Annotated in this window: 10 protein-coding genes; 6 read left to right on the top strand and 4 right to left on the bottom strand. The window is 39.5% G+C overall.

The window, feature by feature from the left end:
• Positions 1-23 precede the first annotated feature (23 nt).
• The 5 genes from CKL_RS12630 (at position 24) to CKL_RS12610 (ending at position 9731) form a co-directional block, all read left to right on the top strand.
• Entirely contained in the window at positions 24-2492 is a 2469-nt protein-coding gene (locus CKL_RS12630; protein ID WP_012102923.1) for an MMPL family transporter, read from the top strand.
• Positions 2482-6039 (top strand): GLUG motif-containing protein, encoded by a 3558-nt coding sequence (locus CKL_RS12625; RefSeq protein ID WP_012102922.1) that lies wholly within the window; start codon positions 2482-2484, stop codon positions 6037-6039. Before CKL_RS12630 ends, CKL_RS12625 begins: the two co-directional genes overlap by 11 nt.
• A gap of 155 nt (positions 6040-6194) precedes the next feature.
• Positions 6195-6986, top strand: a complete 792-nt coding sequence (locus CKL_RS12620) for an SDR family NAD(P)-dependent oxidoreductase (protein WP_012102921.1) — start codon at positions 6195-6197, stop codon at positions 6984-6986.
• A gap of 165 nt (positions 6987-7151) precedes the next feature.
• Positions 7152-7919 carry an EFR1 family ferrodoxin gene (locus tag CKL_RS12615; RefSeq protein WP_012102920.1) on the top strand — a complete coding sequence of 256 codons (768 nt, stop codon included), beginning with the start codon at positions 7152-7154 and terminating at the stop codon, positions 7917-7919.
• 294 nt (positions 7920-8213) lie between these two features.
• Complete coding sequence (locus tag CKL_RS12610; protein WP_012620717.1) at positions 8214-9731, top strand: B12-binding domain-containing radical SAM protein; 1518 nt, start codon at positions 8214-8216, stop codon at positions 9729-9731.
• Positions 9732-9957: 226 nt separating this feature from the next.
• On the opposite strand, the gene CKL_RS20875 is transcribed toward CKL_RS12610, so the two are convergent.
• The 4 genes from CKL_RS20875 to CKL_RS12595 all read right to left on the bottom strand — a co-directional run bounded on the left by CKL_RS20875 (position 9958) and on the right by CKL_RS12595 (position 14109).
• A complete protein-coding gene (locus CKL_RS20875) occupies positions 9958-10098 on the bottom strand; it encodes a hypothetical protein (protein WP_155814032.1) in 141 nt (46 codons plus the stop codon).
• 81 nt (positions 10099-10179) lie between these two features.
• The gene (locus tag CKL_RS12605; RefSeq protein ID WP_012102918.1) at positions 10180-10938 is read right to left on the bottom strand and encodes an SDR family NAD(P)-dependent oxidoreductase; all 759 of its coding nucleotides are present in this window, start codon (positions 10936-10938) and stop codon (positions 10180-10182) included.
• Positions 10939-11237: 299 nt separating this feature from the next.
• The gene (locus CKL_RS12600) at positions 11238-11975 is read right to left on the bottom strand and encodes an EFR1 family ferrodoxin (RefSeq protein ID WP_012102916.1); all 738 of its coding nucleotides are present in this window, start codon (positions 11973-11975) and stop codon (positions 11238-11240) included.
• 19 nt (positions 11976-11994) lie between these two features.
• Positions 11995-14109, bottom strand: a complete 2115-nt coding sequence (locus CKL_RS12595) for an FAD-dependent oxidoreductase (RefSeq protein ID WP_012102915.1) — start codon at positions 14107-14109, stop codon at positions 11995-11997.
• Positions 14110-14331: 222 nt separating this feature from the next.
• Between CKL_RS12595 and CKL_RS12590 the strand changes: the two genes are divergently transcribed.
• Positions 14332-14901, top strand: a complete 570-nt coding sequence (locus tag CKL_RS12590; protein ID WP_012102914.1) for a TetR/AcrR family transcriptional regulator — start codon at positions 14332-14334, stop codon at positions 14899-14901.
• Positions 14902-14997 lie beyond the last annotated feature (96 nt).

Raw genomic sequence — 14997 nt, 5'->3', positions numbered from 1 at the left:
GAATAAGACGTGAGGATATTACAATGGAAAATAAATCACAAGATAATAATATTATGAAGAAAATTTCAACATTTATTGTGGATAAACGGCAGGGCTTTTTTCTGCTGTTTATTGTTGCCATAATTTACTGCATTATTTCAATTCCCAAAGTTTCAATCAACAATGATATTACCAGCTACCTGCCGGCTGATTCGGAGACACGCCTTGGCCTGAACGTAATGCACAAAGAATTTACTACATTTGGTACAGCCAGCGTAATGGTAGCCAATATCAGTTATGACCAGGCGGAAGAAATCAGCAAGAAAATAAAGGAAACCAAAGGGGTTTCTTCTGTTGATTTCGATAACAGCAGCAAGCATTTCAAATCGGCATCTGCCCTGTTTGACATTACATTTGGTGGACAGGAAAAAGATAAAATAAGCATTGATGCCATGTCCGAGATCAGGAAAATGCTTTCAGGATATGATTTTTACGTATCGAGTACTGTAGGTGCAGATAGTGCGAAAGACCTGGCAAAGGAAATGACCTCTGTCCTCATAATTACGGTTATAATTGTTTTGGGAGTTTTGCTGTTTACCTCCAAGACATATATGGAAATTCCTGTTCTGATAATTGTATTTGCTGTTGCAGCTGTTCTGAATATGGGGACCAACTATTTATTAGGTACAATATCTTTCATTACGAATGCCATAGCAATTGTGCTGCAATTGGCTCTTGCCATTGATTATGCCGTTGTTCTATGCCACCGTTATACCGAAGAAAGAGAAACAAAAGAGCCGAGGGAGGCCACTATTGCAGCACTGAGCAAGGGTGCTATAGAAATTGGCTCCAGCAGTCTTACGGCTATCGTGAGTTTGGCCGCTCTTATGTTTATGCAGTTCCGGCTCGGTTATGATATGGGAATTGTCATGATCAAGGCCATTGTATGCAGTCTTGTGAGCGTTCTTCTCTTAATGCCTGGTTTACTCATGCTTTTTCATAAAGGAATTGACAAAACCGGCCATCGGAACTTTGTACCTGCAATAGGTTTTATCGGAAAGCTGGCTAACAGGACCAAGTACATTGTGCCTCTGTTATTCATACCTTTTCTGATTGTAACCTTTTATCTGAGCCGCCAGACTGAATTTGCCTTTGGCCAGAAGGACATCCCCACAATTAGACAAAGTGAAACACAGATTGCAGATCAGAAAATAAAAAAGACTTTCGGACAGCCTAATATTCTGGCAGTGGTTGTTCCTTCCGGAGATTATGAAAAAGAAGGAGAGCTGCTGAAAGCTCTGGGCAAAGTAAAACATGTCACAGCAGTTACGGGTCTTGGAAATATAAAAGTGAGTGATTACGTACTTACAGATAAGCTGACTCCCAGAATGTTTGCTGAACTTACCAATATGGACATTAATGATACAAGACTGCTTTATGCAGCTTATAGCCTTGAGCATGAAGAATACGGGTATCTGGTAAACGAGTTTAACAATCGGGGTGTAACACTTTATGAAATGTTCATGTATGCATATCAAAAGGTTCAGGAAGGCTATGTAACGCTGTCTTCCGATACAAGAGAAAATTTAGACGAAATCCATAAGCAGCTTGTAATGGCAACAAAGCAACTGCAGGGAAAAAATTATTCTCGAATGATTATTAAACTGGATTTGCCGGAGGACAGTGAGGAAACCTTTGAATATCTGCCGACCATACGGAAAGTGTTATCGGAATTTTACAAGGAAAATACTTTTCTTGTAGGAGAATCAATTAATAATCATGATCTGGCAACTTCATTTGAAGTTGACGATGTGGTTATAACTGTATTGACTTTACTGTTTGTTGTGTTTGTCCTGCTGTTCACATTCAAATCTGCAGGATTACCCATACTTTTGGTAACTACGATTCAGGGAAGCATTTGGATTAATTTTGCGATTCAGGCATTGTCTCATAACCGTGTTCATTTCTTAAGCTACCTGATTGTTTCAGCAATTCAGATGGGAGCCACCATCAATTATGCTATTTTTATAACAAACAGATATCTTGTGGCAAAGAAGAACATGAAGATTTCAAAAGCAATCGGTGAGGCAGTCAATGGGGCTTTTCCGACAATCATGACGTCGGGCTCCATTCTTTCATCAACTGGGATTTTGATAGCCCTTCTCAGCTCGGACCCTGTCATCTCCGGCGTAGGAAACTGCCTTGGGAGAGGAACAATCATCTCCATTTTTCTTGTTTTATTTGTTCTGCCTCAGATACTGCTCCTTGGTGATATCATTATCGAAAAAACAAGATTCACACTACAGGCAGATACTTATCAAAAAGTTCAAAGCGGCAATGTGCGTCTGAACGGGCATATTAGAGGTTATGTTTCAGGCATGATAAATGCCAACATCAAAGGAGATTTGAAAGGAAAAATTGATGCGGTGATTGACAGTCAAAATACATCAATAGAGCATATTGATGAAACCGAAAGCACAGCACAGGAGGAGAAAAATCAGGATGAAACTTAAAAAGAGAATTGTAGCTTTACTGATAATTATTGCAATATTTATTAATATTGCCGGTATTCCTGCAATGGCAGCGCAGGATGAAAAAACTATTTATATAAATTCCGTGCAGGATCTTGTCAAACTCAGTAATGACTGTTCTTTGGATACATATTCGCAGGGAAAAATGGTATATCTGAAGCGTGACCTGGATGTTTCCAACAGTAAATTTGCCGCCATTCCGACATTTGGAGGGACTTTCAATGGTGGCGGGCATACAATCAGCGGATTGAAGATTACAAAAGCAGGCTCTGTACAGGGCGTATTTCGATATATACAGAGCAGCGGCAAAGTTATTAATTTAAATGTATCGGGAATCATCCAGCCCTCTGGAAGCAAGCAGGAATTGGGAGGAATTGCCGGAATCAATTACGGAGAAATACTGAATTGTTCTTTTTCAGGATCTATTGTGGGGAGCAAGTCTGTTGGAGGTATTGCGGGAGTGAATGAAACAACAGGAACAATCAAAGGCTGCAGCTCCTCAGCTACTGTTACATCGGATCGCTGGGCGGGCGGCATTACAGGTAAGAATTTGGGTTCTGTTTTTTATTCCACCAATAAAGGCAAAGTTAATGCAGTCTATACGCAAAAGCGTACTCCCAACACGACTGTCGATTCTAAGAACAGTAATTCTGATATTCTTCCAAAGTTCGGTGTGGGAACTGATGCTTCCAGAAATCAAACATCGGAAACTGGTACAGGTGATTTGCTGAATGAGCCGGGAAGTTATATGGATGCCGGCGGAATTGCTGGGCATTCTTCTGGAATAATACAGTATTGCAAAAACTCCGGGGAAATAGGTTATCCCCATGTGGGCTATAATGTAGGTGGTATTGCAGGCAGACAAAATGGTTATCTTACAAACAGCAGCAACCAGGGAGAAATCCAGGGCCGTAAAAATATAGGCGGTATTGTGGGGCAGATGGAGCCGAACCTTTCTCTTCAATATTCAGAGGATACCTTTCAAAAAGTAGGAAGCCACCTGCAGAAAATGTCAGGATTGTTTGACAACCTGCTAGACGATGTACACGGCAGCTCAAATTCCATATCAAATCAGATTACTGATACTATGAAAGCCATTGACAGTGCTTTGGTGACAACGAATACCCTTGCCCATCAGACAACCGATTTGATTTCGGAAGGTAGTGAGTCCATTAATAACTCAAGCGAGAGAATAACAAATTCCCTGGCAAAATCAGAGCAGGTTTTCGAACAGCTTGAAAATGCAGCGGACAACATGTCGATTGCTGCGAAAAATGCTGCAGATGGATTTGAAAACTTGCGGGGAAGCAGTTCCAAGGCAGCTGAGGCCATGGAGGATTTATCGGATGCTTTCGATAAATTTGGAGATGGTGCAGATAAGCTTCAGGATGCTTCGGATAAAGTTGTTGAAGCTTTTGATAAACTGATAGTAGCACCAAACGAGGACGAAAGAAAAGCTGCCCTGGAAGATCTGCAAAATGCTCTGGCTAGTGCTCAGTCTGCTTCTCAAGAGATGAATTCCGCCCTTCAGAATGCGGTGACTGCGCTACAAAAAATACGCGAAGAAGATCCTGAAGCTTATGATGAACTCAATCAGGCGCTTGCCGATTTGTCTTCCGGTACTACGAAGCTCATTACAGCTTTTTCACAGATCAGTGCCGATTTGTCCGTTGTTATTAGCAATTCTTTACCATCAATCGATCTTGATGGTTTTGCAAGTGGGATGGCTTCTGCATTGGAGTCTTTTAATGAGGCGGTTGATAATGTGACCGAAGGTTTCGAGAAAATTAGTGATGCTTTTAATGAAATGTATAAGGCAAGTAATGATCTTGGTGAAGGTCTTGGGTCTTTTAAGGACGCATCAAACAACCTGTCTTCGGCACTTGCCAATTTAAGTGATGCCTCTGCAAAAATGGAGCAAATTATTTCAGAATTGACAGAAGAGCCGATTATTCAGCTTCCAGTTCCTGATGAATCCTATTCTAATCATCTGGATCAGCTTTATGACTCCCTTTCTGAAATAACCTCCGGCATTGAAACAATAAACAACCTTGCGGCAGATGCAGGCACTGTGGTAACAAATGATCTAAAAGCGATTACTGCGGAGATGAATAATATTGGTGAAGAATTAGCCAGCTCCAATGAACAAAAGGAGGATGCCAACCTTTTTCAAGACATTTCGGATAAAGAACTGGCCGATGCTAAGGAAGGAAAGGTTGCCTTCTCTGAAAACACCGGTGTTGTGAGCGGAGATGTTTCTGCAGGTGGGATAGCGGGTTCCATGTCAATATTTTATGAATTTGACCGGGAGAATGATGTTCTCAATCCTCAAACTACTGGAACAAAATCACTGAATTTCGCATACAAAACAAGAGCTGTCATTTATCAATCCTATAACAGAGGAGAGATTACTACAAAAAAGAATTGCGCCGGCGGAATTGCAGGAGAAGCAGATTTAGGAACTGTATATGGCTGCCAGAATTATGGTAATATCAAAAGCACTGATGGAAATTATGCAGGAGGCATTGCTGGCAGTTCCCTGTCCACAATTCGCCTTAGCTATGCTCTCACGGAGATTTCCGGAAAAAGCTATGTTGGAGGAATTGCAGGTTCGGGAGAAAATATTGATAACTGTTATGCTTTCATTAGAATAAACAGTGATGGAGAGCACCTGGGATCTATTGCAGGAGCTGGTGACGGGAACATTACTGATAACTATTTTGTTAAAAATCAGTGGAATGGGGTTGACGGAATAAGCTATAGTGGAAAAGTGGTTCCTCAGGAATATAATAATTTTATCATGGCAGAAGACATGCCGACTGAATTTAAAAATCTAAAACTCCGCTTTCTGGTGGACGGCAAGGAAATAGCCGTAATTCCATTCCATTATGGCGAAGCCATTTCCACCAAGATATTGCCTGAGATCAAACCAAAATCCGGGTATTCTGCGAAATGGCCTGATTATGATTACAGCAATTTGACTTTTAATGAGACATTTGAAGCAGAGTATGACCCTCTGGTTACTGCCATTGCCAGTAAGCAGACTCGAGGGAAACCTGCACGCCCAATTCTTATAGCGGAGTCCTCTTTCGAGAAGGGCGCAGTCATTAACCTGTCTAAAGCAGAAACGAAAAGCAAAATGATTTCAGTAAATGATCAGAGTATCCTGGAGTCCTGGAAGGTGACGGTTAACGGCCTGCATGACGGCAATGCAAGGGAAATCAAATTTCGATACCTTGCACCCGAAACAAGTGGTAAAATTCATATTTGGGTCAAAAAGGATTCTGGTTGGGAAGAAGAAGCTTATAAAGCGGATGGCAGCTATCTCATTTTTACCATGGAACCGCAGGGCGTGTTTACTGTTACGATGCAGCCCAATATTTTTCTGAAATATCTGGTTGTATGGATAGCTTTAGCAAGCCTGCTTATCCTTATCGCGGTATTTTTCCTGATGTACCGCAGAGGAAAATTGCTTCCAGTGCAGGCTTATCTTAAAAAATTGTTTAAAAAGATAGGCAAACGTTCTTGATATTGAAGATTTTCTTTCAACTATTACTATTGTAGCAAAGGGCGTTGCAATTGAACTTTATCAAATTACTGTCAGAAATAATAACAGGTAAATCACATTTTTTATTACAAAAAACGCTTAGCTAATCATTAAGATTTGTATTGGAGGTATATTAAATGTCTGTTGCAGTTATAACTGGTTCCTCCTCTGGACTTGGCAGGGAATATGTCGACGTAGTAGTCAACGAGTTTCCTGAAGTAGATGAAATATGGATGATTGCCCGCAGATTGAAGCGCCTTAATGAAATCGCGGAGCAATACCCGCAGAAGAAATTCAAAGCCATTGGACTTGATCTGTCAAAGAATGAGAGTTATGAAACACTCGGTAAAATCCTGGAGGAAAACAAACCCTATATCAAACTGCTCATCAGCAATTCCGGTGTTGCCATACACGGCAATTTTGATGAAGCAGAGCTAAAAAGCCAATTGGGCATGTGCGATCTGAATGTTAAAGGCGCTACAGCAGTAACCCATCTTTGCCTGCCATATATGAAAAAGGGCAGCATCATTCTGGAAACTTGTTCAACTTCAGCTTTCGCACCGAATCCACATCTGAATGTTTATAGTGCAACAAAAGCCTATTTAATGAACTTCTGCACAGGTCTAAGGCAGGAATTAAAGCCGCGGGGTATTAATGTTTGCGCAGTTCACCCCGGCTGGATGGACACTGAGATGAACGCTGTAACAAGAAATACAAACCATACTGGTGTTTCTAACTTTTTACCAAAAGTAAATATTAAAAAACTTGCATCTAAATCGTTGGCAGTAGCAAGAAGGGGGAAGGCTTCCTATACACAAGGTGCTTTTTATAAATTTTATCACTTACTGGCGAAAGTTCTGCCGCATACCTTAGTTGTGAAATTTTCATCAATGTCTTGTTGTGCTCAAAAAATTTTTTGCTTATCTTAGCAATGCTCTCCTGTGAATAGCTGATATTTCATAACTATGTTAAACAACTTCGTTATATTAGGACATGGACTATGCTAATGTCGTCCGGAACAGTGTACAATATATTTTCTCTTATTGAATAATTTCATTATTTTAGTGCTGCATAAAGATAAGGAGGTTGATAGCATGATCTTTTATTTTTCAGCCACTGGAAACAGCAAATATGTCGCTTCGAAAATTGCGGCGGAGACAAAAGAAGAACTTATTGCAATTACTGATTGTATAAAAAATCATAAATTCACATTTAAAGTAAATAGCAAAGAAAAAATTGGCTTTATTACACCCACATATTTCTGGGGATTACCTTGCATTGTGCGTGAGTTCCTTGAAAAAATTCAATTGGAAATTCCAAATTTATACCATCCTTATATTTATCATGTAGCAACATTTGGAACCACAACTGGACAGGTAGGACGTATGGCTGATAAGTTTCTGAGTAAAAAGGGATTGTCCCTAAATGGCAGGTTTAGTGTTCAGATGCCCGATACGTGGACACCGGTCTTTGATCTTACCAACAAAGAGAAAATAGAGAAAATCAATCACGAGGCGGAGAAGCAGATTGCGGAAGTAACCGAAAAGATCAAGCGAGAAGCTGACGGAGATTTCAGTCATCGAAAGATGCCTGTAGTTGCGGTCAAATTATTTTACCTTCAGTATGATAAACAGCGGCAAACAAAATATTTTTCAGTAGAGGATAGTTGTATAGCCTGTGGGCTCTGCGCGAAAAAATGTCCGGATTCAGCAATTAGGATGCAGTCGGGAAGGCCGATGTGGGTCAAAACAAAATGTACTCTTTGTCTTGGATGTCTGCATCGCTGTCCCAAATTTGCCATCCAATATGGGAAGAAAACCAAAAAACATGGTCAGTACATCAACCCGAATGTAAAAATATAAGTGGGATTAATACTGGTATTTTTAAAATATGCTATGATATAAATAGATTTTGTTTGTTTTGAAATGGCTTGGTTCAATTAGACCAAAACTTAATTAAGTTGAATATTGCATGGTTCTAAACAGAAAAGTATAATAAATATATGTATGTAAGTAAATAACAGATCAATAAATAGTTTACCGGCACAAGGTGGCAAGATAATAAAATGTTTTTTGAAATATATGCAATAGTTATTGGTAATGCTCTGTTGATCAGTTTTATTGCCGGTGTAGTCTGTTATCTAATGAAAAGAGAATATGTCAATAATATTTAACGAGAGACAGGTGATATTTATGAAGATACTGTTGGCTTATCCGAAGTCGCCGGAAACATTCTGGGGTTTCAATCATGCACTTAAATTTATATCCAAAAAAACAGTATTTCCCCCTCTGGGACTGATAACTGTTGCCGCAATGCTTCCTGCTGCCTGGGATAAAAAACTGATTCATATGAATGTTGAAGCGATCAAGGATGATGATATTAAATGGGCGGATTTTGTTTTTATAAGCGCTATGGTTATACAAAAGGAATCCGCAAGGGATTTAATAAACAGATGCAAAAAACTCGGAGTTAAAACTGTAGCAGGCGAACCTCTTTTTACCAGCGAGTATCAGGATTTTGATGATGTTGATTATTTAGTATTGGGTGAAGGAGAATTGACTATTCCAGAATTTCTTCACGATTTGGATAACAATTGCTTGAAGCATATGTATACAACTAATGAATGGGCTGATCTGTCACAAACTCCGGCTCCCCTGTGGAATCTTATTGATATGAGTAATTATGCAACTTTAAATATCCAATACTCACGAGGATGTCCGTTTAATTGTGAATTTTGTGATATTACAACACTTTTCGGACGAATTCCAAGAACTAAACCGGTTAAACATCTTATCAGCGAGCTTGATGCCATATATGAAATGGGATGGAAAGGCTCAATTTTCTTTGTTGATGATAATTTTATAGGCAATCGCAAAAAGCTCAAGGAGGAAGTTTTACCAGCTCTTATAGAATGGTTGGAGCAAAGGGATTATCCATTCAGTTTTCTTACGGAAGCTTCCATAAATCTGTCTGATGACGACGAACTTATGAACTTGATGGTTAGAGCTGGATTTAAAACAGTTTTCATAGGAATAGAAACAGTCAGTGAAGAAAGCCTGACTGAATGCAACAAGGTTCAGAATAAAAACCGCAATCTGGAGGAATGTGTGAAAAAGATACAGCGTAACGGCCTTCAGGTACAGGGAGGATTTATTATAGGCTTTGACAGCGATAACAAGACTATATTTAAAAAAATGATCAGGTTTATTCAGGACACAGGTATTGTAACAGCTATGGTCGGTTTATTGAATGCACCCAGAGGAACATTACTTTACAAAAGGCTGAAAAAAGAAGGAAGAATTGAAGAAGGATTTTCCGGCAATAACACAAGCTTGTCAATCAATTTTAAGCCTACAATGAATCTTAAAGAATTAATTAGTGGTTATAAGTATGTTGTCAGTACGATATACTCACCGAAACAGTATTATGAACGGATCACTAATTTCCTTAATGAATTTCGTCCAAGTAACTTTGGCAAGCGGCATATTGGCTTAAGCGAGATAGAGGCATTTCTTAAAGCAAATGTCTACCTTGGTTTATTTGGAAAAGAAAGAAAATATTACTGGAAGCTATTTTTTGGTTGCATGTTCAAACGGCCCAAAGTATTCGACCTGGCAATTGCCTTTGCTATTTGTGGATATCATTTCAGGAAGATATTTGAGAAGTATACATAAAAGATTCGTATAGTTCGCTCAAGGTAATTGTGTTTTTGGCAATGGGTTAAGTGAGTTTTATATCGGTAAAGGCGGCTTTGAACAGCTAAAGCCGCTGGTTTCCTTTTTTTGCAGGGGTTTTGAACAAAGAATACGAGAAATCGTAAAAAACAGCATTAATCGTGGAAACATATCTGTCCTTATTTTGTGTAGTATTGCCATTCTGGAATAGATGTTGTTTAAAAATTTAGATCGATATTGCAAGTTTTGCTGCCTCAGTTGTTGCATGAAGTACTTTTCCGGCCTTATTGGCATCTCCAATCACATAAATTTCCTTTACCTTTCCCTTCAATTTTTCTGAAAGAGGATTAAACGCTACTTGAGTCACTATCCATGAATAACTCCAATTTATGATAATTCAAGTTTGAGACTCAAAGTAAAATGTTTTTAAAAGTTGTATTGCAGTTAATTACACTTTTGCAAATGGCACCATTAAATTATGCGGAAGGAGTTTACTTACAACGCGATAAAATTTATAAAATGCTCCTGGCGTATATACAGCCTTTCCTTTTTGGGCAGCGTTTAAAGCATCCCTCGCTACATTTTTCATATCAAGATAGGGTAGTTTATTTACAATAGACTTCTTTCCTTGCGCTTCTGATAGAATTGCCATTTCTGAGACCATATTGCCGGGGCATAATGCACATACATTAATACCACGTGGTTTCAGCTCTTCACGGATTGCCCTGCTGAAATACAACACAAACGCCTTTGTTCCACTATATACTGCCATGTTTGGGTTTGGCACAAAAGAGGATACGGAACAGGTTTCGACGATGAAACTTCCTTTTTTCATATAAGGAAGACATATTTTTGTTATGACTGCACATCCCTTGGAATTCAGGTTAATCATATTAATCTGATTTTCCAAATCTTTTTCTTCAAATTTTCCACGTGTGCCGACTCCTGCATTGCTGACAAGGATTCTGATATCTGGCTTGTTTTCATCCAGAACCTTTTCAAGTTCTACAAATGATTCTTCTTTTCCCAAATCCATAGGTACTGGCCTTATTTTTTCCTTAGGGTACTTCTGTCTGATTTTTTCTAATTTCTCTTTTCTTCGTGCAATAAGCCATATTTCGTCCAGTTCCCGGCATTTTTCAATTATTTCTCCTACAAATTCTTTTCCGAGACCGGAAGATGCTCCAGTCACAACTGCTATTCTCATGTTTTTAAGCCTCCTTATACTTTCACATTCAGATTAATATATTGATCATGTTTTCTGGGTTTTCTTCTCATAATGGATTACAAACTTCGGATAGCAATTCAGGCATTCAAGCAAAGCAATGTGCCTTATCCTGATCCATACTGACCTTCCTGCTTGAATTTTAATCGATACAGCCTGGTATTTTCCCACATAGCCACATCCAATACAACTATCCTCCACCGGGAAACACTTTGTTACCCGATATTTCTCATACAATGGGTAATGCAATCTTTATATAGTATTAAAGATAATAAAATTACTTAATCGGGGAAAATATACCGCCCGCTGTTCTGCGTAGCGTTGCCATATTGAATGGCTTTTACCGGACATCGGTTAATACATGCACAGCACTGCATACACTTTTTGTGCTGCCAGGCAGGTCTGCCCTTCTCCATCCGAATATCGGATACGGGACAGACAGCTGCACATTTGCCACAGCCAATACATTTGCTATCGGCATGAAATTTCCTGTCAGACCGGGACAGTCGAAAAATCGGTGCAATTACAAATGATTTGAGAAAAGGCAGCGCTCCTGGAAATATTCTGTTTTTTTTCTGTCTTCTAAGGATACTGTCTCCGATTGATTCCAGATCTATCTTTGCAGCAGCAATTTTGCGGTGCTGTGAGATTTCATTTTCTGTATTAAAACCTGATAAAACATAATTGTTAGGCATTCTCACAGAATAGCAGCTATCCACGCGAATGTGCCGTTTTAGCCATGTAAAAGCAAAACCGGTCTCGCTTTCACAGGTGGCAACTGCATACACAACTGCATTTCTGTGAACTCTGATCTGTTTTACAAAATCCGTCACATACTTTGGTGTGGACCATGCATAAACGGGAAACACAATGCCTAGAATATCATTCTCACCGATAGATGCGGGTACTTCTTTCGATTTTACAATGTCTGTTATAGAGATGGCAGTGTCGTCTGTTTTTTCTGCGAGCCGTTGAGCGACCCATCTGGAATTTCCAGTTGCTGAAAAATAATAAATCATATCACATCTCCGAATTTGTTTATGACAATTCACGCGAAAGTTCATATGCCTGATGAACTGCATCTTTAATTCTGCCTGATTTATAGGCATCTCCAATCACATACATTTTATCGCAGCATCCATGTAATTCTGCTGCAACTTCCTTATTGCTGCGTACTCCCAATGAGAGAACAACTGCATCTGCATATACGATTTCCCTCACGCTGTTTTTCTGAACGAGTGTAAGCTTGTGGTTGGCGATGCTTTCAAGTTTTCTTCCGGGCATAAAGGTTACGTCACCCTTTTTTAACCTGTTCATGACATCCCACACGCTGATATTAAAGGCACCAGGAGCAATCTTGTCGGCCATCTCTATAATGGTTACCTTGTTGCCCTGCTCCACCAGTATCTCCGCTGTTTCGATTCCTGTCATACCGGAAGCAACAACTGCAATTGACTTGTTTTCAAATTTCAAATCACCTCTCAAAATCGGTGTTACCGTCGTCACATAATCTTCTTTGGCACCCGGTATACCTGGCTTAAATGCCACAGCCCCTGCGGCGACGATTACCGCATATGGGTGATAGGACGCTACAAGTTCCTTTGTAGCAATCCTGTTATAGAGAATCTCAGCTCCATTTCTCTTAGCTTGATATTCCAGATCTTCAAAACACCAGCTCATTTTTTCTTTATACGGCGGCATCTTTGCAAGCTGCAGCTGCCCGCCAGGTGCAGCTTCCTTCTCCAATAGGGTGACCTTGAATTTTCTGGCTGCCAGCTCTCTTGCTGCAGTGAGACCCGCCGGTCCGGCACCAACAATCACAATCTGTCTTCCATCACCGTTTTTTTCCCCGATTTTCGTGTATTTTGTCTCCTGGCAGGACCGTGGATTAACAGCACAATTAACTGGCAATCCATTTATAATATTACGCTCATAGGATTCCATACAATATAGACAGCCAATACATCTCTGAATATTCCGTGAATCTCCGTTTTTGGCTTTTACAGCCCAATCTGGATCGGCAAGAAGCGGCCTTGCCAGTCCAATGAAATCCTGATCTCCTTCCAATAAAAGCTGCTCAGCCTGCTCCGGAGTACGAATTACGCCAACCGAAATGACGGGGATATGCACAGCATCCTTTACTGCTTTGGAAAGATATTTTCGCCATCCGGGCTGAAAACTGATGGGCTCGGTGATCATAAACTGAGTATCACTATTTCCAGTTGTAACGTTGATGGCATCTGCTCCATATGCTTCCAGTGACTTTGCTATCTCGACGCCATCGTTTAAATGCAGACCCTGCTCAGGATAATCGATTTTTTCATAGAATTCATCTACTGTAAGACGTACTGAGATGGGAAAATCTGCACTACATTCCCGGTGAATTCCCTCTATCAGTTCCTTCATAATCCGCAGCCGGTTTTCAAAGCTGCCGCCGTATTCATCACTGCGGATATTTGTATAAGGACTTAAAAACTGATTTAAAAGATATCCATGTCCTGCATGCAGCTCCACTCCGTCTGCACCGGATTGTTGTGCTCTTTTAGCGGCTTTTATGAACTGTCCTATTAAATTATGAATCTCTTCTGTAGTAAAAGGCTTGATTTTTTGATTCCCGAAAACAGAAAGTCCAAGTCCCGCCGGTACATCACTGGGTGCCCTTAATGGCTTCATATATTTATTCATCATCTGAATCATCTTTGGATCACTTAGAGATTCTGCATCAGCCTTTCCAGCTATAGAAGAGAACACTTTCCAATAAAAAGGAAAGATTTTTGCAAGCTTCTCATTAATACTCCAAAACGTAGGGAAGAGCACGACATTTTGACGACCCGGATGATGGAGTTGTACAAATATTTTCGCACCTTCTCTGTGAACGGCAGCTGCAACTTTCTGAAATGGTTTGATATACTTATCCGAAGACATGGAGAGCTGCCCGGAAGCTACTACACCGTCTTTTTCATTGACACGTGTATATTCTGTTATGATCAAGCCGACGCCGCCTTTAGCCCGCTCCCTGTAATAAGCTACTGTTTTTTCGTTGGCGGTGCCGTCATGGTCGGATACATCCACTCCCATGGCTGTCATGACAACTCTATTTTTTATTTCTATATTTCTGATTTTCATCGGCGAAAATAATTTTTTGTATGCCATTGTCCTGTCCTCCTAACTCTAGTTTTCCATAAATTTAATTCTGCAGAAATCATCGATATTGCTAAACGCAAATTGTTTTTTTTGCTTCATATGCAAATTTTTAGACATTTGCCTATCTACAAATTCTATGATAAACTTGAATGCAAAGCATATCAAGAATCAAATAAAGACTTTTGTCTAATTTTAGACAAAAAAATAAATCTGCAAAGGGAGGAATTATCTTTGAAATATGATCTTACGAAAAAAATTACCAAAGGAGCCAGGCGAACTTTAGATGCTTTTTTTAATAGTATGCTTGAACTGCTTTCCAATAAATCTTTTGAAGAAATCACTGTTAACGAACTCTGTCAACAAAGTAATTATCCACGAGCTACATTCTATAATTACTTTGACGATAAATATGATTTGCTAAATTACTGTTGGTATAGTCTTGCCCAACAGATTCACCTTGAAGAATATAGAGATTTGGATTCGGAAGAGAGTTTATATATTTTTTTTGATCGAATGTATGATTTGATTGCTGCTCATCAGGATACGATTCAACATATTTTGAAATTTAACTCCGGAGAAAATTTACTGCTTAGTTATTTTCGAATCTATATGAATACCCAGATGCAGGAAATTTTTCATCAGTGTTCATGTAGAGAACGTTATAAGATTCCATATGAGATTATAGCAGAACATTATTGCAATACTATCCTTCTCATTTTGGAATGGAGCTTTTTGAAAAAGAATGGTTGCTCCAAAGTTCAGGCCCATGAATATTTGAAGTATCTTTTGAAATCATTATGAAGTGTTTTCATCTGCCTACATAGAGGATATATCATCTATAGGGGTAGGGTCTTTAAAGCTACTCCTTTGAAAATTAAACCCCTGCCACTTTAATTA

This window comes from Clostridium kluyveri DSM 555 (genome assembly GCF_000016505.1).
Lineage (GTDB): Bacteria > Bacillota > Clostridia > Clostridiales > Clostridiaceae > Clostridium_B > Clostridium_B kluyveri.
This window is presented reverse-complemented; position numbering and strand designations above follow the sequence as displayed.